Annotated in this window: 20 protein-coding genes and 1 riboswitch; of the genes, 5 read left to right on the top strand and 15 right to left on the bottom strand. The window is 44.6% G+C overall.

Features of this window, described 5'->3' with window-relative positions; translation table 11 throughout:
* The first annotated feature begins 337 nt into the window (after nucleotides 1-337).
* Genes OKX56_RS04025 through OKX56_RS04015 form a run of 3 tightly spaced genes read left to right on the top strand, consistent with a single transcriptional unit; the run spans nucleotide 338 to nucleotide 2301 of the window.
* On the top strand, nucleotides 338-1021 hold the full coding sequence (locus OKX56_RS04025) for a DUF421 domain-containing protein (RefSeq protein WP_019225535.1): 684 nt from the start codon (nucleotides 338-340) through the stop codon (nucleotides 1019-1021).
* Between the two features lie 39 nt (nucleotides 1022-1060).
* Complete coding sequence (locus OKX56_RS04020; RefSeq protein WP_019225536.1) at nucleotides 1061-1441, top strand: DUF4363 family protein; 381 nt, start codon at nucleotides 1061-1063, stop codon at nucleotides 1439-1441.
* Nucleotides 1442-1485: 44 nt separating this feature from the next.
* Nucleotides 1486-2301, top strand: a complete 816-nt coding sequence (locus OKX56_RS04015; RefSeq protein ID WP_068883342.1) for a YihY/virulence factor BrkB family protein — start codon at nucleotides 1486-1488, stop codon at nucleotides 2299-2301.
* Here the strand turns inward: OKX56_RS04015 and OKX56_RS04010 are convergent.
* The 6 genes from OKX56_RS04010 to OKX56_RS03985 form a co-directional block, all read right to left on the bottom strand.
* Entirely contained in the window at nucleotides 2294-3547 is a 1254-nt protein-coding gene (locus OKX56_RS04010; protein ID WP_068883340.1) for a diaminopimelate decarboxylase family protein, read from the bottom strand. The two genes, OKX56_RS04015 and OKX56_RS04010, sit on opposite strands and share 8 nt — an antisense overlap.
* Nucleotides 3548-3713: 166 nt before the next feature.
* Nucleotides 3714-3884: riboswitch (Lysine riboswitch) on the bottom strand.
* A gap of 80 nt (nucleotides 3885-3964) precedes the next feature.
* Nucleotides 3965-4501, bottom strand: a complete 537-nt coding sequence (scpB, locus tag OKX56_RS04005; protein WP_019225540.1) for an SMC-Scp complex subunit ScpB — start codon at nucleotides 4499-4501, stop codon at nucleotides 3965-3967.
* Nucleotides 4498-5274 carry a segregation and condensation protein A gene (locus OKX56_RS04000; RefSeq protein ID WP_019225541.1) on the bottom strand — a complete coding sequence of 259 codons (777 nt, stop codon included), beginning with the start codon at nucleotides 5272-5274 and terminating at the stop codon, nucleotides 4498-4500. Before OKX56_RS04000 ends, scpB begins: the two co-directional genes overlap by 4 nt.
* The gene (gene trpS, locus OKX56_RS03995) at nucleotides 5274-6248 is read right to left on the bottom strand and encodes a tryptophan--tRNA ligase (RefSeq protein ID WP_019225542.1); all 975 of its coding nucleotides are present in this window, start codon (nucleotides 6246-6248) and stop codon (nucleotides 5274-5276) included. Before trpS ends, OKX56_RS04000 begins: the two co-directional genes overlap by 1 nt.
* A gap of 44 nt (nucleotides 6249-6292) precedes the next feature.
* Nucleotides 6293-8896 carry a CBS domain-containing protein gene (locus OKX56_RS03990; protein WP_019225543.1) on the bottom strand — a complete coding sequence of 868 codons (2604 nt, stop codon included), beginning with the start codon at nucleotides 8894-8896 and terminating at the stop codon, nucleotides 6293-6295.
* A gap of 30 nt (nucleotides 8897-8926) precedes the next feature.
* Nucleotides 8927-9274: a hypothetical protein gene (locus tag OKX56_RS03985; protein ID WP_019225544.1), complete on the bottom strand. Its 348-nt coding sequence runs from the start codon at nucleotides 9272-9274 to the stop codon at nucleotides 8927-8929.
* A gap of 211 nt (nucleotides 9275-9485) precedes the next feature.
* Between OKX56_RS03985 and OKX56_RS03980 the strand changes: the two genes are divergently transcribed.
* Nucleotides 9486-10820 (top strand): ArsB/NhaD family transporter, encoded by a 1335-nt coding sequence (locus OKX56_RS03980; RefSeq protein ID WP_282432042.1) that lies wholly within the window; start codon nucleotides 9486-9488, stop codon nucleotides 10818-10820.
* A gap of 126 nt (nucleotides 10821-10946) precedes the next feature.
* Here the strand turns inward: OKX56_RS03980 and OKX56_RS03975 are convergent, their stop codons facing one another.
* A complete protein-coding gene (locus OKX56_RS03975; RefSeq protein ID WP_019225546.1) occupies nucleotides 10947-12275 on the bottom strand; it encodes an MFS transporter in 1329 nt (442 codons plus the stop codon).
* Nucleotides 12276-12881: 606 nt separating this feature from the next.
* Between OKX56_RS03975 and OKX56_RS03970 the strand changes: the two genes are divergently transcribed.
* Entirely contained in the window at nucleotides 12882-13805 is a 924-nt protein-coding gene (locus OKX56_RS03970) for a DUF3102 domain-containing protein (protein ID WP_038603193.1), read from the top strand.
* Nucleotides 13806-14040: 235 nt separating this feature from the next.
* Here the strand turns inward: OKX56_RS03970 and OKX56_RS03965 are convergent, their stop codons facing one another.
* The 8 genes from OKX56_RS03965 to OKX56_RS03930 form a co-directional block, all read right to left on the bottom strand.
* Nucleotides 14041-14610 (bottom strand): YdcF family protein, encoded by a 570-nt coding sequence (locus OKX56_RS03965; RefSeq protein ID WP_083221873.1) that lies wholly within the window; start codon nucleotides 14608-14610, stop codon nucleotides 14041-14043.
* A gap of 422 nt (nucleotides 14611-15032) precedes the next feature.
* Nucleotides 15033-15839: a dihydropteroate synthase gene (locus OKX56_RS03960; protein WP_025205523.1), complete on the bottom strand. Its 807-nt coding sequence runs from the start codon at nucleotides 15837-15839 to the stop codon at nucleotides 15033-15035.
* A gap of 42 nt (nucleotides 15840-15881) precedes the next feature.
* Complete coding sequence (locus tag OKX56_RS03955; RefSeq protein ID WP_025205521.1) at nucleotides 15882-17000, bottom strand: uroporphyrinogen decarboxylase family protein; 1119 nt, start codon at nucleotides 16998-17000, stop codon at nucleotides 15882-15884.
* Between the two features lies 1 nt (nucleotide 17001).
* Nucleotides 17002-17622 (bottom strand): cobalamin B12-binding domain-containing protein, encoded by a 621-nt coding sequence (locus OKX56_RS03950; RefSeq protein ID WP_025205519.1) that lies wholly within the window; start codon nucleotides 17620-17622, stop codon nucleotides 17002-17004.
* A 53-nt stretch (nucleotides 17623-17675) separates the two neighbouring features.
* Entirely contained in the window at nucleotides 17676-18131 is a 456-nt protein-coding gene (locus tag OKX56_RS03945) for a hypothetical protein (protein WP_019225551.1), read from the bottom strand.
* A 4-nt stretch (nucleotides 18132-18135) separates the two neighbouring features.
* Entirely contained in the window at nucleotides 18136-18744 is a 609-nt protein-coding gene (locus OKX56_RS03940; RefSeq protein WP_025205517.1) for a GTP-binding protein, read from the bottom strand.
* 111 nt (nucleotides 18745-18855) lie between these two features.
* Nucleotides 18856-19596 (bottom strand): GntR family transcriptional regulator, encoded by a 741-nt coding sequence (locus OKX56_RS03935; protein ID WP_019225553.1) that lies wholly within the window; start codon nucleotides 19594-19596, stop codon nucleotides 18856-18858.
* Nucleotides 19597-19623: 27 nt separating this feature from the next.
* Complete coding sequence (locus tag OKX56_RS03930; protein ID WP_019225554.1) at nucleotides 19624-20262, bottom strand: cobalamin B12-binding domain-containing protein; 639 nt, start codon at nucleotides 20260-20262, stop codon at nucleotides 19624-19626.
* Between the last annotated feature and the right edge of the window lie 24 nt (nucleotides 20263-20286).

Raw genomic sequence — 20286 nt, 5'->3', positions numbered from 1 at the left:
TTTTGTAACTTTTTCCCATATCTTTTTGGGAATGAGATGGTTTCTTATTGTCTTTTTTACCCACTGATTATTAACTTACTGAAAAATTGACTCGCTTAGGGTCTTGACATATTACCGAAGGACTTATTCTACAAAAAATATGAATTTCCAAATTAATTCTATCATTCTATTCATTGTATATCAAAACAAAGTTCTTGGGAAGATTTTAAACACTCCATTTTCTTGATTTTTTTGGTAATCATATGGCATTTTCCTCATAACTTTCAGGAAATTGAGAATAAATTGCCCGGACAGGGAAAAAATTAATAGAGATATGGACCGAAAGGAGCACACGCCATTGCTGATCGGTATTGTTCGAACGATTATCCTCTATTTGATTATTGTCCTCGTCTTAAGAGTCATGGGTAAAAGACAAATTGGTCAGCTCCAGCCTTTTGAGCTTGTTATTATTCTGATGATTTCCGAACTTGCCGTTATCCCGAGTCAGGATTCCGGTATTCCGCTGGTGGCGGGCTTATTTCCGGTCCTGATCCTGCTTCTGCTCGGTCTAGCCATTTCGGAGATCGCTTTAAAGAGTGAAAAAGCCCGCGGTATCATCTGCGGTACACCGACCATTCTGATCAATAAGGGGCAAATCCTTGAAGGAGAACTCAGAAAACTCCGCTACAACCTCAGTGATCTGCTTGAACAGCTCCGGGCGAAAAATCTGCCGAACATCGCCGATGTAGAATATGCGATTTTAGAAACCAACGGTCAGCTTAGTGTTATCCCCAAAACAGGCAAACGTCCGGTGAATACGCAGGATTTGAAGCTGCAGGTAATAGCTGAAGGTCTGCCTTTAGCCTTGATCATGGACGGTAAGCTCCAGCAAAAGAATCTGGAAAAATCGGGTGTCAATATTCAATGGTTAAATAAGGAACTGACCAAAGCAAATGTTCCGGATATTAAGAAGGTGTTTTTTGCGAGCATCGACTCCCAGCGCAAGCTCTATATTCAGCAAAAAGCAGACCCAAACAAATAATTCCAAATAAATATTCTCTTTTGAAAAGGAGGAGACAGCATGCGTTCGACGCTCACCATTATCCTGGGTTTCGTGATTCTAATCGGATCGACCTTATGGGTGGCCGACAGGATCGATTCTACTTCCGGCGCTGTTCTGGATAATCTGGATCAGGTCGAGCTTCTGATCGCCTCTGATAAATGGGACGAAGCCTCCCTAACGATACAGCAAACCTATGATCATTGGACCAAACTGCACGATTGGTGGTCCATTTTTCTTAATCACAGTATCCTGAACAATATAGAAATTTCCTACAAACGCCTTTCCCAATACGTTAAGTACAAAGAAAAAAGCCATTCCATGGCTGAATTGAATACTCTGACGTTCCTGCTACAGGAGGTCCCGAAATCAGAAACATTGAAATTAAATAACATTTTATAAAAGTTAAACGATCAGACTTGTTCAAAACTGCGGGGCTAACAAATATGAACTGGCGTAGCTTTTTCCGGAAGTATGTTCGAATTATCTCCATCAATGAATTATTTGCGCTTAGCGGACAGGTTGCCTACTACATCATCCTGTCCTTTTTCCCGTTTGTTATTTTCCTTCTGACCTTGGTCGGTTTTTTGGACATCAGCAATGTGGAGTTCTTCGACAGTTTTAAGTTCCTGCTGCCTGCCGAAACCATCCAAATGGTTGAGACCATTGTCATTGAGGTCTTCAGCGTCCGCAGCAGCCCTGCTTTGCTTGTCTTAAGCATGATTGGCGCTCTGTGGGCATCTTTGAATGGTATCAATGCCTTGATGAGAGGAGCCGGCAAAGCCTACGGTCTTCAGGAAACCTGGTCGTTTTTTCGTTTAAAACTTTCGGCTTTGCTTTTTTTTGTTATCGTTGCGCTGGCTATTGTTGGTTCATTCCTGGTATTAATCTTCGGTCAAAAACTGGCCAATATTTTTGTCTATCTTTTAGGGCCGGACAACATATTTCCGCTCATCTGGCAGAACCTTCGCCTGCTTATCCAGTTTATTTTTCTGATTATGATCTTCATCCTGCTGAATATCATCGCAACCCACAACAAATATCCGATCCGGAGTTACTTTGCTGGTTCATTATTTTCCGCAGGCGGATGGATTATTATTTCTCTGGCCTTTGCCTATTACGTGAATCATTTCAACAGCTATACCCTGGCCTACGGAAGCATTGCAGGCATCATCATTCTTCTGTTGTGGCTGTACTGGAGCTGTGTTATACTCCTGCTCGGCAGCGCACTGAATGCTGCGTTAATTGACAGGGCTAATTGAGCCCGTCAAAATCCAGCGTCGCAAAATAATCCTCAATGGTTTCGGCTCTTCTGATCGTCTCAACCCGGCCGTCAGTTTTCAGAAGAAGTTCTTTTGATCTGAGCTTGCCGTTATAATTGAATCCCATGGCATGTCCATGGGCACCCGTATCATGAATGACCACAAGATCCCCGATATCCATTTTGGGCAAAATCCTGTCTACCGCAAATTTATCGTTGTTCTCACAAAGCCCTCCGGTCACATCATACTGATGGTCCGGTATCAACTGTTCTTTCCCAACAACCGTGATATGATGATAAGCCCCGTAAATCCCCGGACGCATCAGATCAGCCATGCTGGCATCGAGTCCGATGTAGTTCTTGTAGATTTCTTTTTTATGAAGCACTCTGGCGACCACATAACCGTAAGGTCCTGTAATCATCCGTCCGCACTCCATGGCGACCTTCAACGGGTCCAGTCCTGCCGGAACAAGCAGTTGTTCGTAAACCTGTTTGATCCGTTTCCCGACATATTCCAGATTTACAGGATCCTGACCCAGCCGGTACGGAATTCCGATCCCACCGCCAAGGTTAATGATCTCAATCCGGATACCGAGCTTTTCTTTCAGTTCCACCGCCAGTTCAAACATCATCCGGGCCGTCTCGACAAAAAACTCCGGATCAAGTTCATTGGAAATTACCATGGTATGAATACCGAATCTTTTGGCACCGAGACTTCTCACTTTGGCATACGCTTCAAAAAGCTGCTCTCTTGTCAGTCCGTATTTGGCATCTTCGGGTTTTCCGATAATCGTATTGCCCTCGCGCAGCGGACCGGGGTTATAGCGGAAAGAGATCATTTCAGGGATTCCGGCTTCTCTGTCCAGAAAATCGATATGGGTGATATCGTCCAGATTGATGATCGCTCCGAGGTCCCTGGCCTTGCAGAATTCGGCTGCCGGCGTATCATTTGAGGAGAATACGATGTTTTCTCCTTTCAACCCGGCCTTCTCGGCCAAAATAAGTTCTGGAAGAGAACTGCAGTCTGCGCCTGTTCCCTCTTCGGCCAGAATTTTTAAAATATACGGATTTGGTGTTGCTTTTACCGCAAAATACTCCTTAAATCCTGGATTCCAGGCAAAGGCAGCCTGAAGCCTGCGTACGTTCTCCCGAATTGCTTTTTCATCGTAAATATGAAAAGGCGTTCCATACTCCTGGGCAATTCTTTCAATTTCCTGACTGGAAAAAGGCAATGATTTATTCGACATGGTCGCATCCTCCTATTAAGGTAAATTGGCGGCAGCCTAAGCTGAAATTCGATGTATCAGAAAGCGCTTACCGTATTTTCAAATACACGAAAAAAGTTTACGGATACTACCCGTAAACCTGAAAAATCCTATTTTCCCGGCATATCAAACGCCGGTAATTTGAAAGGTTCCGAATAGCGCTTCATTCCGTTTCAGAATGACAGTTTTATACTCTTTCAGTATAAACCCAGCCCGACTCTTGGCCATCATCCGGCTTCGGCAGTGTTTCCTTTCTTTATTCGTCATCGACTGGCATCTCGGAATCATTACTCTTAAGCACTGCGCCTCTATCCCTAAAAATATTCAATTTGCCCAATTATTTTAGCACATCCGACAGAAAAGGACAACTTCCGATAAGAATAATTCCTGTCTGATCGATTAAGCTTCCTCTTCCTCTTCTGCCGTATGCTCCAGCGGCGGGAGATCCTGAATAGATTTCAGGCCAAAGTGGATAAGGAAATCTTCGGTTGTCCCGTAAAGGATCGGCCGTCCCGGACCATCCTTCCGTCCCAAGTCTTTGACCAGCCCTCTTTCAACCAGCGTGGCCAGCGCCCGGTCGGATTGGACGCCGCGGATGAAATCAATTTCGCCGCGGGTAATCGGCTGTTTGTAAGCAATAATCGACAGGACTTCCAACGCTGCATTCGATAGTATCTGAGAAGGATGTTTGTACAAGACTTCGATGTAACCGGCAAGTTCAGGCTTCGTTCCGAGCCGGAAACCCTGTTCCAGCTCAATAAGCACCAAACCGCTCGCGGGATCTTCATATCTGTCTTTTAGTGCCTGCAGAAATTCAGGCACATGATCGGCCGGTATCTCCAGTATCTCTGCAATTTTCGTCATGCTCAGCGGTTCCTTGGCCACAAAAAGCAAAGCTTCCAGGGCAGCAATTTCCGTATCCTGAAACAGCATCATCCCGATTCCTCATTTCGAAAGTCCCAAGCTTTTTCGGTTGGAACCAAAAATATTTCATTGGCCTCCTTGCTTTGCTCCGCCCTGACCTTTCCTTCTTTGAGCAGCTCAAGCAAAGCGATAAAGGCTACCACAATTTCTACCCTCGATCCGTATCTTAGAAGCTGACTGAACTTCAGCCCTTTGGGATGTAGGATCATTCTGCGCATGATGTCGCTCGTCATCATCTCCACAGGGATTTCTTCGACCTGTACATACTGGATATCCTCACCTTTTTCAACCCGCTCCAGAACAGCTTGGAACGCCTTGAACAAATCCTCCATGACAATGCCCTGCAAAGGGTTCGGCGGCGGGATTCTGGAAAGGATCTCTTCAAGATCGATTTCCCGGAAATACCTGCTGCCCAGTGTTTCGTCCCTCGAACTCAAAAACGAGGCAATGTTTTTAAAAGCCCTGTAGGTGACAAGCCTTTCCACAAGGTCTTGTTTCATCTCTTCTTCCAGCAGCAGTTCCTCTTCGGTCTTTTGCGGTTTTGGCAGCAGCTGCCGTGATTTCAGATACAACAGATGGGCCGCCAGCACCAGAAATTCCGAAGTCACTTCCATATCCAGCGCTTCTAATCTGCGGACAGTAGCGATGAATTGATCGGCAATGAGCGCGATCGGAATATCATAAATATCAACTTTATGCTCCTGGATCAGATGAAGGAGTAAATCCAAAGGGCCTTGAAAATTAGGGATTTCAACATAAGGGGCACGTTTTAGAGCATCATCCATCAGATCCCCAGCGCTGACCGGACTTCCGCCATGGTTGCTGCAGCGGTAATCCTGGCTTTTTCGGCGCCCTCCTGCAGTACTTTTTCAACCTTGCCGTCTTCATCCCAGAATAATCTTCTTTCCCGATAGGGGGCAAGCACTTTATCGATGTTTTCAGCCAGATACTTCTTACAGGCGACGCAGCCGATTTTGCCGGCGCAGCATTCTTCTTCGACCCGCTTTATATCCGGCGTATAAATATGATGAAACTTGGAAACCACACAGACTTCCGGATGTCCCGGGTCGTCCTTGCGGAGGCGCTCGGGATCCGTGATCATCTGTTTGACCCTGATATTGATTTCTTCCGTTGAGGCTGTAAGCGAGATTGCGTTGTTATAGCTTTTGCTCATTTTTCGACCGTCAACACCCGGCAGCAGCGGCACTTTGCCGATAAGGGCCTGCGGTTCGGGAAAAACGTTCCCATACAGGTAATTAAAACGGCGTCCGACTTCCCGGCAAAGTTCGATATGCGGGATTTGGTCTTCTCCTACCGGGACGGCTTTGGCCTTGTAGACGAGAATATCCGCCGCCTGCAGTAAAGGATAACCGAGAAAACCATACGTATGCAGGTCTTTGCCTTCGTTTCCGAGCTGCTGGAGCTGATCCTTATACGTCGGCACTCTTTCCAGCCACGAAATCGGCGTAAACATGGAGAACAAAAGGTGAAGTTCCGCATGTTCTTTGACCTGGGATTGAATGAACACCGCGCTCTTTTCAGGATCTATTCCGACACTCAGCCAGTCCAGAGCCATTTCTCTGATTAAAGCCTTAAGGTCAAGCTTATCTTCATAACCAGTGGTCAGCGCATGCCAGTCGACAATGCCAAAATAGCATTCATATTCATCCTGGAGCGCAGCCCAGTTCTGCAGAACGCTTAAATGTCCTATGTGCAGCGAACCTGTCGGCCGCATACCGCTAAAAATTCTGTTTCTCAAAGTCATTTCTCCCTTCAGAATTTTACAATTCATAAAGATCTATTTTATATTGGTTTATTATCTATGCAATCAGCTCTATCATTCTTTTCGAGCAGGATTTCGAGATACCTTTTTTCTTCATCCGGAGTCCGGATTTTTCCTTCGAGCCAGGCCAGCCGAATTTGTTTCAGGATGCTGCCGATTTCCGGTCCTTCCCTGACGCCTGATTGCCGCAGATCTTTTCCGGTTGTTTTCATCTGGATTCCCTCGCGCAGCAAACGGTATTTTTTCAGAGGGTCCGTATAGGCATCATCACTGCCAAGAATATTAAACAACAATAACGGAACTCCTGCAAGTAATTCATCAAGGTTTTTCAGATCGCTAAGATCTTCCAGTTTCAAGGCTTGCTTCAGCCGCAGGTATTCCAGCGTAATCCTTTTGAGAGATTTAGGTAAGGTCAGTCTGTCCAAAACAGCGGAAATCTCATTACTGTCCAGATTTTTCAGGCTGATGAGCCATCGTTCAGTCAATGACCTTTGCTCACCGACGGACTCCGCCTCCTCAAAATTCCAGGCATAATCTGCTTTAAACCAGGCTTTGAAAATACCGTTCCGTATTAATTCGCGGCCCATGCGCTGAAACTTGGCTTCCTTATAGATCAGGATCAGTTCTTCCGTAAAGCGTTCCGCACTGATTTTGGCAAAAACGTCCTCTTTTAAGGCGATTGGTATCGCATCCACCGTCACCTTGGCAAGTTTGAACGCATACCGAACGGCAAACTTTATCGCTCTGAGCATCCGGGTAGGATCGTCAATAAAGCTGAGGTTATGCAAGAAACGAATTTCCTTTTGCTGCAGGTCACGAAAACCGCCATAATAATCAATGATATCGCCAAAGTTGTCTTCGTTCAAACATAAAGCCATGGCATTAATGGTGAAATCTCTCCGGAGCAAATCCTCTCTGAGGGTTGACTCCTCCACAACCGGCAAAGCTCCGGGAAAATCATAATCCTCCCGGCGGGTTGAAGCAATGTCCAAATGTGTGCCGTTGCAGAAAATCAGACTGGCCGTGCCAAAGGATGCATGCAAGACCAATTTGTCGCAAGTCAGTTTTTTACTCAGAATCCTGCCCAGCTCAATCCCGTTGCCTTCGACAACTATATCCAGATCATTGTTCGGCATATTCATTAGTAAATCCCTGACAAAACCGCCAACCAGATAGACCTGGTTCCCCATTTCCGAAGCGGCTTCCCGAATTACCGCCAGATCATCCTGAATGTACTGGGGAAGCCCTGTAATATGCCGCAGGATCTCTTCCCGTCTGGCTATGCTTCTGTCTCTGGCAAGCTCATTTAAGGTCGGTACGACGCTGCCATAAATGAGCCGCATCACATCGGATCTCGACACAATGCCGGTAAGGATCTCGTTTTCCACCACCGGGATTCTGCCGATATCATGTAAAACCATCAGCTTCTGGACTTCTTCCCAACTTAAATCCGGCTGGACCGTGATCACGTCCCGGGTCATAAACCCCTTCACCGGAGCGTGCTGCAGCCCGTGTTTCAAGGCCTTGTCCACGTCCCTGCGCGAGATAATCCCGACAAGTTTTTCATCCTGGACAACAGGCAGACCGGTATGCCCGTACTTTAGAAGCATCTTGCCTACCTCTTCGATCGAGGTATCCGGGAAAACCGTTTTAACAGGATAACTCATGATGTCGCGTATCGTCGTTGGTTTCTCTGCCCTCAGCTTGATCTCTTCTCGTAACAGCCTGATGATGCTGTCTATATTGCCATTTTTGATTACGGCTGAAGCGGCTTTTTCATGGCCTCCGCCGCCAAAAGCCTGAACAATTTCATTGAGTGGCAGGCTGCTGCCTCCTCTTGCTCTGCCGACAAGATAGACCCGGTCTTCCATCTTCACGACGAGGAAAAAGATCTCCGCATTCTCAAATTCACCGATCCGGTGCGCAAGCAAAGCCAGCCCTGAAAAATACTCCCTGCTTTCGGCATAAGAGATAAAAACCGGCATTTCATTATATTTTTCGATCACGCCGTTATCCAGTAACTGCTGGAATAAGTCCTTTTGCTCCGAGGTAAGCGGTCTCTGCAGATACTCCGCCATAACGGCAAGCTCAGCCCCTTCTTCCACAAGATAGGCGGCTGCCAGCAGATCCCTCGGTGTTGTGTTTGCAAAAAGCAGGCTTCCGGTGTCATCATAAATTCCCAGAGCCATTAACGTCGCATCGAAACTGGTCAGGTTTATGCCTCTTTGCTGAATCTGTTCGACCAGAATCGTCGTACAGGCTCCGACCATTTCAATAATCTGGTTCTGACCATCCGGTTCGACGACAGGATGATGGTCAATGATCTCAATTGGGATGGTCCGAAGCCTGTCCATAAGCTTTTTATTGCCGATGGACCGTTCGATTTCCTGTGTATCCACGAGAATGATCTTTTCTACCTTGTCCACGTCAATATCTTTGAAGCGGTAGTAAGGCAATTGTTCTTTGGCCAGCGATAAAAATTCCTGTACATAAGAACTGTATTTGCCGTCGATTACCAATACGGCTTCCGGACATAGCTTTTGGGCTGCGGCCATCGCTGCAAGCGCATCAAAATCAAGAAATTGATGTGATAGGATAATGATCATCGCTGATTCTCCATCCATGCCCTTTTCGCCGATAAATCCAGAACGTCTTTACTGCTCAGCATCCTTATTTATCTCACCCATTGCCACGTCAATTTCATTCTGCGTCATACCTTCTTTTTTCAGCCGATGATCAATCGCATCGACCCAGAACCCGCATTTGGCAGCCATTTTTTTGAAAGCTTTACCGTTCACTTTACTTCTCTGGGCACGAGATTCGGCATTGCCCTGAATGATACTGCAGATATACCTGGCTTGGAAACAGGCAGCCTGGTCCATCTCGCTATATGTTTTGTTCAGCTGTTCAATCACACCGGTATAATACGTCTTGAATTCTTCAAATGCAATCTCCGTCTCCATTTGAAGGTATTCCTTCAATTTGGCCATTTTTTCGTCCATTGTACCCTCCTGTATCTCCTCTTCAGATAGAAACGATCTTTTTGATCTTGATTTTAATCTCTATCTATCTTAATTCCTATCCTATTATATAAGAAAATAAAGAATTTGGAAAATAAAAATATATTGAACCTGTTAGCCGGATACTTGTTGATTAATTTGCCAGGAGTGCCATAATGTATTAGGAAAAAGTTTACTGTCGAAGCCGTACCCTATGTATACCGATGCAGAAAAGACGAAGGAAAAAGACGAAGGAGGCCTTTCAGCAATGGAATTCACACCTGCCATGACACTGTCTGTCATTATCTTTGCAGCTGCCTATCTGCTCATCGTTACTGAAAAGATCGACAGAGTGATCATCGCGCTCGGCGGCGGCGTTCTGATGGCGCTTACGGGGCTATTAGACCATGAGAATCCTTACGAAGCCATCGACTTTAATACACTTGCCCTGCTGATCAGCATGATGGTGATCGTTATGATCACCCAGCGCACCGGTGTGTTCGAATTTCTGGCCATTAAAGTTGTCAAGCTGGCCAAAGGAGAACCCTGGAAAGTGTTGGTGTACCTTTCCTTCATTACAGCGATTGCTTCAGCCTTTCTGGACAATGTAACCACAATTCTGTTGATTCTCCCGATCACGCTGGATGTAACAAAAGACCTTAAGATAAAGCCCATCCCGTTCGTCATCAGCCAGATCTTTGCTTCGAATATCGGCGGCACGGCGACCCTGATCGGCGATCCGCCAAATATCATGATCGGGACGAAAACAGGCTTAAGCTTTATGGATTTTGTTATTAATGTTGCGCCAATCATTGTTCCTATCCTGTTCGTCACCATTGGAGCATTTCTGCTGGTCTATAAAAAATATCTCCATACAAAAGAAGAGAATAAAAAAAAGGTCCTGCTGCTCAACGAATATGAAGCAATCAAGGATAAAAAGCTCCTTACTAAATGCCTAATCGTACTGGGCCTGACCATCCTGGGCTTTATCTTGCATAGCGTTTTAAATTATCCGTCTTCGGTCGTAGCAATGACCGGAGCAGTCCTTCTTCTGCTGATTTCCGGAGTCAACCCGGAGAGAGTATTTAAAGAAGTCGAGTGGAAAACGATCTTCTTCTTTGCCGGTCTTTTTATGCTGGTGGGCGGTCTGGAACGGGCCGGAGTTTTGGAGGTGCTTGCGAAAAGTATTGTTCAGCAAACCAACGGTGATATGTTTTTACTCGGAATGGCCGTTCTCTGGGTTTCCGCGATCGCTTCGGCCTTTGTTGACAACATCCCGTTTACCGCGACCATGATCCCGCTGATTCAGGAAGTCGGCGTGCTGACCGGAATGGACATTACACCGTTATGGTGGGCGCTCTCACTGGGGGCCTGTCTGGGCGGAAACGGCACCATTATCGGGGCAAGCGCCAATGTCGTGGCTTCCGGTATGGCCGAGGAAGCGGGATACAAAATAACCTTCGGCCAGTACTTTAAAGTCTGCTTCCCCATAATGCTGATCACCGTCGCCATCAGTACGGTTTACCTTGTTCTGCGCTATTTGATTTAGTTTAATACAAGATGCCTCTCAACAATTATTACCCTGTATCCCTGCTTTTTTAAAATTAAATATCTAGATATGCTTCCTGACTCCGGAAATTCTTGCAGACAATTGATTGCTGTTTCAATCGACTATCTATTCCCTATTAATGGGAGATGCAGCTTTCTTAGCGATTAGTTGAGAAACCACAACACAGATCACTATCAAAAGAAACGGTACCGTTGCGAATACGATAAAGTTTGTTATCAAAGACGCCTCTTGGGCTATCAACATTCCTCCAGTCATCGGTGCGAAAGATCCGCCGAAACGCCCCACTGCATTAGCCCATCCTAATCCGGTCCCACGGAAGGCAAGTGGATAGCTGACTGATATGAATGTAAAGATCAATCCCAATAACCCATACATACCAGCTCCAAGGACAAACAGAACAATTGATACCAGAATTGTATCTAGTTTCAGCATCAAGAGCAGAACAACAAGGGCAGGAACCGCTGCATATAAGGATAGTGTATTTTTAAGTCCAATTTTATTGGCTAACGGACCCGATAGAAGGATACCAGGTATTGACCCGAGGATGAAAGTGAAAAAGAACGTGAGACTGGATCCTAAGTTATATCCTGCACCCATCATCATTTTAGGCAGCCATGTTACTAAGCCGTAAATGATAAACATACATAGTGCCATGATTAACCAATATAAAATAGTATTCACAGCCATGCCATTTCTAAATAGACTTAGGAATGATCCTTTGTCGGAAGGTCGGATTTCTGTTTCGTATTGCTCGTCTATGCTAGGAGTGTATTCAGGGGCAACTAATTTTAAGATCTTTTGAATTTTTTTTCTTTTATCGTCTTTTATCAATTTTTGCATAGATTCAGGTAAGTAAAAAATACAAAAAACAATTAAAATCAGGGGAATAAAACCAATCAGAAACATTGGTCTCCACCCAAACGATGGCAAAATAGCCATACCTGCCAAAGTGCTCAACATTCTTCCAAGCGGCATTCCCAGAGTCGTCGTGTTCATCAATTGAATACGATTTTTTAAAGGACTATATTCAGCAAGCATAGCAAAGGTAACTGGGGCAATTCCGGCAGCACCCATTCCTGTTAAAACTTGGTATAAAGAAAACTGCCATACTGTTGTTGCAGTTCCCATCAGACCTGTGAACATCGCGTAAAAGCCAATAGCTAACATGAATACTTTTTTATTACCTATTTTATCAGCTAACATTCCAAATATTATTCCGCCGGCAATCATTCCATATAGTGTATAACTACCAATTAGGCCAAAAACTGTTGGCTCAATACCAGTATCTTGAATCAGCGAAGGAAGGGAAGTACTGTAAACCCCCTGAGCGTATCCATCAAATAATAGACCCAAGAAAGCTAATACCGCCACGATAACAAAAAATCTATTCATTTTGCTTTGGTCGATGGTTTTTGGAACATTTACAGTACTCAATTAACTTATCTCCTTTTTATTAATCCTAATCTTTAAATTGCGTTCTTAAAAGTAAAACCTCGCAAAAACATACAACATCACCGTAACCGCTTAATTTCTGACTATTTCTTCTCTATCAAAATCAAAACGCAGCTCTCAACATGCCTTGAATATAAAAATTTTTATACACTTCATGCGTATCAAGATCCTTGGCAGCAAACTTGCTCAGCACCTCAGTTATACGGTTATTCTTCCCACAGGCTGGATCATGTAGTCTTTTAAAAAGAGCTTTGAACCGTCATCGGCACCATCTTCACCATCACCATTCCGACGCCGAAACCGGACTTGACCGGCAAGCAAGATATCAAGATCATTGATACCACAATCAATGATCTGTATGAGAGGACAAGCTAAACCAGGGTAACGTTACCTCAGCCAAATTAAAACAGGCGGCCGCAAGGCCGTCTTTATTTATGTATTTATTTACTTCCTTCAATAACTGAAGCGTTTGAAAGCGCTTTCAAATTCTTCGATTTCAGAAATTTTACCGCATGGAAGATTCACATCGCAAGGCTTGACAACATATCATACGAAATAAGAGTACAACCAGTAGGAGGATCATTAACCATGGATGCCAATAATATAAACGATATAAACGATATAATCGAAAGGACGCCGGACATTATCGCCGCTGAAATAACCATGATCAAAGAACAGGCCAAAAAATACATGTTAGTCAGCGCCATTGAAATAGGCCGACGCCTTTTGGAGGCCAAAGAAAAGATCCCTTATGGTAAATATGGTTTATGGCTGGAGAACGCCGTGCAGTATACCGAGCGCACAGCCTATCATCTTATGCGCATAGCGGAAGAATACGGTCCTGAGCTGCACGGCATCCCCGACTCAAGCGCCGCCGCCTCCGGCATCAGCGCGAAAACAGAGCCGTTTGCCAAGATGGGTTATACCCAGGCAATCATTCTCCTGGGGCTTCCGGCGGAGGAACGCGCGGAGTTCATTACCCAATTTGATCTTGAGAATATGTCCGTCCGCGAGCTGCAGCAGGCGGTCAATGACAGGAAACAGGCCCTCGCTGAGAAAGAGGCGCTGCAGAAAGAGAGTGGTGCCCAAAAGAGCGCCATCTCCCAATTATCCAATGAGCTTGGCCAGGCGAAAAAAGAAGCCACGGATAACCTGCAAGCCGTATGGGCCGAGCAGGGAAATGTTTTGAAGCTGCAGCGGAAGCTTGACGTACTTGAAAATGGAAATGCAGCAGCCAAGCGCATCGCCGAGATAGAACTTGAAAGCAAGATCTTAAAGCTCAACCTGTCCATGACCCAGGCAGACGCCCGCTTCGATCTGATAGCCAAAGGATTCGACGATCTGTTTATCGCCATCAAAGAAATGGCCGCAGCGGACCCGAATGCTTTCAAGTTTTATTTAATTCAGACCAACCAGTTTATATTAAAAACATCGGCGAAATTAAAGCGAATTGAGAGAGCTGTTCTCGCCGCTCCCAAAGTTCCGGCAACTCCTGAAGCTCCCACCCCATGAGCGCTCTTAAAAAAGCTGTCGGTCGGTGGGATGATCCCACGATTGGCAGCTTTATTTCTTTAAAACAAAGAGCTCAGTTTTCGGAAATAACAAACTAAACAATAAGAAAATTAAACAATCTTCATACGTTCTGCCAACATAGGTTCGTACATCATAATTGCATGATTTTCCGTGACAAAATCATCACCTATTTGATTATCATCAAGATCAAACACTTTACACGTCGGCAAATATCCTACTTTATTAGAAGATACATATAATATCCAATAAATTCTCTTGTTAAGGAGTATAAATCACGTAGTTCAAAGGTTGTTGCATGAGCAGAATAAACCTTGTTAATACCAACCTTGTGCATTGCTAATGTCGTTCTGGTTATATGGTAGTACTGGGTAATAACCATTGCACTTTGAAAATTATTCCGATCCATAATAACCTTAGAATTCTTAGCGGTCATAAATGTATCAACACCATGGCTGTCTTCAATGATCACATTTTCAGGTATTCCTGCTTTTACCAGGTAATTTTTCATTACTTTGGCTTCGTCAAACCCTTCCTTACCTGTGCCCCCACTGACAATGATATATTGAAAATATTTGTCTTTATAGAGTTCTGCGGCTTTATCTAATCTACCCTGCAATCTTTGTGACGGAGTTCCATCCAATTCAACCTTATTTCCTAAAACGATCCCAACATCACACTGACCCAGGTTATTGGCTAATCCATCAATCGTGATCAAAATAGTATGTGATAGAAACCATAATAGACCGGCAATTATTATTACTTTAAAAAACCTCTTCAGCATCATTTACCTCTCTGTAAAGCTTTAAGCTCATCCTTTCTGATATTCCTCAGCGAAATATCCGTCTTTTTCGCTTGCATACTTATAACTGGTATTTATTTCTAATATAACATGGTGCGTGACCAACTTCCATGTTTTTATGACCATTTCGTTTGTTTATAAAAATTCTCTGATTCTAACCCAAATCTTACTCAATAATTCAAAAAAGACGCTGTTTGAATCTGGCATCTCCTTGACGGCAGGCCATATTAAGTAATGTCCAAATAAGATAAAACTGCGCACATATTTGCGTTAAGAAGACACCCGCACAGTTTTAAAGAGATTCTCACCTGAGACTCAGGTTGAAATAGCCCAGATTAAGGAAATTGGCAAGCAAAAAAATGCCTGAAAGTATCAACCAATCAGACATTTTTTCTTTCAGTCCAGTTCTAGTTTTTTCTGCTGAAATTCGTTTTTGAGGCTTTCGTATAGTTTCTGCAGAAACGGTCCCTGCCCAGCAGAAGCTCTGTGGCATATAATGACTCAATCAGCTGCACATTACTCGGATTGACAACCGCCGAATCCATTCCGGCTTCCAGGGCCAGTGTCAAAAAGGTCCTGTTGATCAAGGCGCGTTCGGGCAGCCCGAAAGAAACATTGCTGAGCCCTCCGCTGATATGGGCTTCCGGGTAGGTAGCCTTGATTGTCCGGATACATTCAAACACCGTCTTGGCTGCCGTCTGGTCTGTGGCTACAGCCATAATCAACGGATCAATAAAAATCTTCTCATCCGGAATCGCCATTTCTCGTGTTGCCTTAAATATCTTTTCCAGAACGACCATTCTCTCTGCCACGGTCTTAGGCATATCGGATTTGGACTCATCCATAGCCAGTGCGATGACCGGGCAGTTTCTTTCTTTAATTAGTGGAAGGAAGCTTTCCAACCTCTTACTGTCGCCATTGATGGAATTGATCATGGGCGTTGCGCGGATAACCCCCATGGCGGCTTTAATGGCTGACGCTGTTGAACTGTCAATGCAGATGGGGACGTCAACCACCGCCTGAACCGTCTCGATCAACCAGAGTAAATCCTCGGTCTCCCGATTGGGGTCGGTCCCGGCATTAACGTCGAGATAATCTGCCCCTGCTTCCGCCTGGGATATGGCAATCCTCTGAATATATTCGGCATCCCTCTCTAATACTGCTTTTTTGATTGCGCTTCTTGTACCATTGATTGATTCACCGATAAATATCATGCGAATATACTCCCTATATAATCATTAGAATTCATCGCTTTATTAAAATTCTGCTGCCGCCTTAAACATTGCTACCATATTTTCGAACTTAGCATTGGCCGGGGCATCACATCCTGGAGTCACAAAAACCCCCTCAGTGCCGATATCATCCAGAAGTCTCTTCACATAGTCGCTGACTTGTTCCGGAGTGCCTGTAGCCAGCAGCTGGGCCGGTACGTCTCCCATAAACGCTATATGATCCCCTAATTTCTTCTTGGCGTTTCTTAAATCGGTCATGCCATCGGTATTCAGGATGCACTTTTTGGCCGGCACTTCCAGAAATCTCTCAATATCCCGATCCCAATTCTGATCGAGATGGAAAATCGGGGTTAGCCCATTATCAACCAAGGTTATTGCTGCATCATATATATAGGGCCATACTAATTTTTCCCATATTTTTGTTGACACTAAGGCACTGGCTCCACGCCACCCGCCTACCCAAGTGCCAACTCCCTGAGCCGCCTTGGCAATCCCGACTGCAGAATTTACAATATCAGGCAGCATAGCGTCCAAAGCTGCTTTTACTTTGTCCGGCATTTTATAGCAGTCCATATAGAACTGTCCCATAGTGCGGGCGCCACAAAGCATTTCAAAGGGCGGACTGATCATGGAAGCGGTAATGACCGGATAACCGGCATTAATATATTTCCCGGCATCTTTGGCTCCATTTTCCTGATTATACCGGATAAATTCCTGAAATTCCGCCATATCAGCCACTTGAGGAAATATTTTTTCAAACAGCCCATTGTAGCCCTTTTCAATAACCAGATCATAATCTGCGTCCTGCATTACCTTTTTTTCTTCGACTTGCCAGAGGGAATTCTCCGGAAGATCCCTGCCCGGTACCTTTATTTTAGAAAACCATGCTGTGGCCAGCGCTATGTTGGGCTTTGGCATGTATCCACTGTTCAGGCAGTCAACAGGTGCGGTGGCATTAATCTCATTGACATAGTCAATGAATATGTCCAGCCCCTTTTCCTGATCGTTTATATACTCCGCCATGGTTATCCCCATGTGTGCCGGAGGAGTTGCCGTTCCAATATAACAAGAGGTTACTGAATCATTTTCAAAGACAATGGTTTTCTTGGCTTTTTCCAGGCGTTCAAGATATAACGGATTCATATCAGATCAACTCCTTACATACTCTTACCGCATCCTGGGCATCTTTGCCGAATGCATCCGCTCCTGTAAATTCCACAACTCCCTGGTCAACCGGTCCGCCGCCGATCATGATCTTCACTTTATCCCTTAGCCCCGCAGCTTCCACTGCCGCCACCGTAGCTTTGACTGAGTCGTATGCGGTGGTCAGGAGGCAGGAAAGCCCAAGTACCTTGGCGCCGCTGTCCTGCAAAGCCTGGACAAAAGCCTCTGGCGTTACATCAACGCCCACATCCACAACATCAAAGTTTCCGGCCTTAAGCATGGCAACCACCAGATCCTTGCCGATATTATGAATATCCCCCTGAACTGTGCCGATGACAACTTTTTCCGCATTGGAGCTTCCTAACACTTTGAGAAAAGGAGTAACAATTTCATTGACGCTCATAAAAATTGCCCCTGCCATCATCAGGTCGGAAACAAAGTATTCCCCCTTCTGGAACCGTTTGCCGATCTCCACCATACCTTCCTGGCATGCCCCGAAAATTTCTACCGGGTCAATGCCTGCGTCAAGTTGTCTTCGTACCTCAAGTATAACCTTTTCGTCTTCCAGGCCTGCAGTCATCTGGATCAATACATTGCTCACGTCAATTTTCCCCCTTTGTCCTTTAAATATTATTAAATTTTATCTATAACCACTCAGTGGTTATGATTATGGTTGGGGTCCTCGTGGTGATGTGCATGATGCCCGTGATGGTCATGAGCAGCTTTTTCAAGATTGAATGTGCTTTCAAGCAGAAACTCTTTTTTTATTTTCTTGGAAACTCGCCTTAAGACTTGAACTGCGTCTTCCTCCGCAACTCCATAGACCAACGAATTCAGGATTAGAGGAATGCTGTGATAAGATGATTCCCCTACGGATACAACCTCTGCAGGTATGTCGCACTTAAACTTGCTGAATTTTATGTACTCTTTTTTATTAAGGATGGAAATTGCTTTAATATGCCCTATATACACCTTTGGCCTCTGGCACAGTTCACTGGAGTATTGCGAAAAATAATAGTTGACAATATCCGCCCACCGTTTGACGGATGCTTTATCCTGAAGGATCAGTCTGATGCTGAATGTAACCGGATGAAAATGATCTTGATGCATTTACTCACCTCTTTACGATCAGATCCGCAATATACCCAGACAATTCCCCCGACAAGGATTGACTTGCATCAATCAGGAAGTTTGGTGAATGTGGTCCATGGGTCAAGGCCAATTCCCGGCATTTTTCAATGGACTCCCCGTCTGCCAGGTCTATTTTATTGATCAGTACACAATCCGCTAGCTCAAGACTGGAAATCAGGAGTGGCGTTAATATCTCCAAAAACATCTCAATCCGGGTGGGATCCAAAATAAAGAAGTTTGCAATTCTCTCTTTCTCGATGCCAAAACTGATCAGGGAATTGTAAACGGTTTCCGGATTGGCTGCTCCACTGGGCTCAATGATAATTACATCCGGATGATAATTCTTTTCCAGCTCCTGAATCGTATGTTCCAGGCTGACGGATAACGTGCAGCAGATACACCCGCCGAAGATTTCCCAGACGTTATATCCCAGCTGCTTCATATATTGGTTATCGATGCCGATTTCCCCGGCTTCATTGACGATAAGAGCCGCTTTGATATTTCTTTGCGCTAAAGATTCCACCAGCTTTACGATAAATGTCGTCTTTCCTGAACCCAAAAAACCAGACACAAATACGATTCTGGTGAACATCTTCAGCTCTCCTTTTTAAAACTTCAATATGTACCTGTACGTACTAGTTAATTTAATATTATACCCTGTTATTGAGAATGTCAATCGGCCAAATGATAATTGTCTGTTAATTCAAAATATTTTTTTACTTGCATCTTCCTCCGGAGTTTTCGCCGTAAGCATAAAATACTCCTTACGAATATAAAACAAGCTGTAAGTCAGTGGAGAATGGTCATCCTTTTTCATGATCCTCTCGCTGATTTCAAATACATCCTCGCCCGGGGCAATACTCAGTCTCATGCAGATGTCTTCACCGGCCTTTACCACTTTGATAACCAGCTCTTTAGTTAAGCCAAAGGTTTCTTCCCCAAAAGCCAGCTTCTTATCCAAGTTATATGCATAATTGGCAAAGTTAATTCTGTCCTCAACCACTGGAGTATTGGGTATGTATTGGGTATTGACAACTTCGAGAGCCACCGGCTGATCATCGCTGTAGACTAATCGTTCGACTCTCACCACCCGTCCGTTCTCCTGCAGCAAAAGGTTATCCATTACATCATCCGAAGCGGTATTCACTGTAACCGATAACAGTTTGATCCGGTCAACTTTGGACAGCAGATTATCGTAACGGTTAAAACGGAATTGATAAACATCGGTATCTGGTTTTTTGACAAAATTGCCTTTACCTGGAACGGAATAAATATAGCCCTGATTGGATAATAACGATAAGCTTTTTCGTAAGGTCATTCTGCTTACGCCGTATTCTTTCATCATTTCCGATTCCGACTTCAGCATATCCCTAGGAGAAAGATGCCCGGAAACTATTGCTTTCTTGATTTCTTCAACGACTGCCAAATATAAAATATCAGCCAACGATCATTCATCCTTCCTGTGAAAAAGCTAACTGTTTTTCCCGACCCATTCCTGGCATATTTTAAGCCCTTTATACGCATCGTTGACAATTTCGTCCGCCAGGTTAATGTTGGAATATTTTTTACTGATCGCAGTCCCGCCTATGATTATTTTCAGGTTATCTCTTAACCCTGCATCTTTGATGACATCAATCGTCTTAAAAATATAATTGATTGAGGTGGTCATGGTGCAACTTAAGCCCAGAATATCCGGGTTATATTTCCGTATGCCTTCCACAAATTTTTGAGGAGGAACATCCACCCCCAAGTTGATTACTTCAATGCCCCCGGAAGCCAATAACTCCGTCATAATATCTTTGCCGATATCATGAATATCATCGCAAACCGTACCAATTAAGATCCGTCCCTTGTTTTGAGGACTATTGGCACTGGAAGAATCCTTCATTTCTTCCAGTGCCAGGACTTCTTTGACGAGCATACCGGAAACGATCAGATCCCCGATGAAATACTCTCCTCTTTCATACTTTCTCCCGACTTCTGTAAGGCCTAAGAATATCTGATTTCGGATTTCCTTGGGCTCAATCTTCTGAGACAGCATTCTCTCTACCTCTTCTTTTGCGCTGTTAATATCGAGCATCTTTACGTATTCACTCACTTTATAATCCAAAGTATCCCCTCCTTACGTACCTGT

This window comes from Dehalobacter sp. (assembly GCF_030063005.1).
GTDB lineage: Bacteria > Bacillota > Desulfitobacteriia > Desulfitobacteriales > Syntrophobotulaceae > Dehalobacter > Dehalobacter restrictus.
This window is presented reverse-complemented; position numbering and strand designations above follow the sequence as displayed.

What these genes read in the sequence shown, in the direction of transcription:
- OKX56_RS03990 (WP_019225543.1), bottom strand. Translation starts at nt 8,896, where the DNA reads ATGGATGGAGAATCAGCGATGATCATTATCCTATCACATCAATTTCTT.
- OKX56_RS03940 (WP_025205517.1), bottom strand. Translation starts at nt 18,744, where the DNA reads ATGTTCACCAGAATCGTATTTGTGTCTGGTTTTTTGGGTTCAGGAAAG.
- OKX56_RS03945 (WP_019225551.1), bottom strand. Translation starts at nt 18,131, where the DNA reads ATGCATCAAGATCATTTTCATCCGGTTACATTCAGCATCAGACTGATC.
- OKX56_RS04015 (WP_068883342.1), top strand. Translation starts at nt 1,486, where the DNA reads ATGAACTGGCGTAGCTTTTTCCGGAAGTATGTTCGAATTATCTCCATC.
- OKX56_RS03960 (WP_025205523.1), bottom strand. Translation starts at nt 15,839, where the DNA reads ATGATATTTATCGGTGAATCAATCAATGGTACAAGAAGCGCAATCAAA.
- OKX56_RS03985 (WP_019225544.1), bottom strand. Translation starts at nt 9,274, where the DNA reads ATGGACGAAAAAATGGCCAAATTGAAGGAATACCTTCAAATGGAGACG.
- OKX56_RS03980 (WP_282432042.1), top strand. Translation starts at nt 9,486, where the DNA reads ATGTATACCGATGCAGAAAAGACGAAGGAAAAAGACGAAGGAGGCCTT.
- OKX56_RS04000 (WP_019225541.1), bottom strand. Translation starts at nt 5,274, where the DNA reads ATGGATGATGCTCTAAAACGTGCCCCTTATGTTGAAATCCCTAATTTT.
- scpB (WP_019225540.1), bottom strand. Translation starts at nt 4,501, where the DNA reads ATGATGCTGTTTCAGGATACGGAAATTGCTGCCCTGGAAGCTTTGCTT.
- OKX56_RS04020 (WP_019225536.1), top strand. Translation starts at nt 1,061, where the DNA reads ATGCGTTCGACGCTCACCATTATCCTGGGTTTCGTGATTCTAATCGGA.
- OKX56_RS03955 (WP_025205521.1), bottom strand. Translation starts at nt 17,000, where the DNA reads ATGAATCCGTTATATCTTGAACGCCTGGAAAAAGCCAAGAAAACCATT.
- OKX56_RS04010 (WP_068883340.1), bottom strand. Translation starts at nt 3,547, where the DNA reads ATGTCGAATAAATCATTGCCTTTTTCCAGTCAGGAAATTGAAAGAATT.
- OKX56_RS03965 (WP_083221873.1), bottom strand. Translation starts at nt 14,610, where the DNA reads ATGATGCTGAAGAGGTTTTTTAAAGTAATAATAATTGCCGGTCTATTA.
- OKX56_RS03970 (WP_038603193.1), top strand. Translation starts at nt 12,882, where the DNA reads ATGGATGCCAATAATATAAACGATATAAACGATATAATCGAAAGGACG.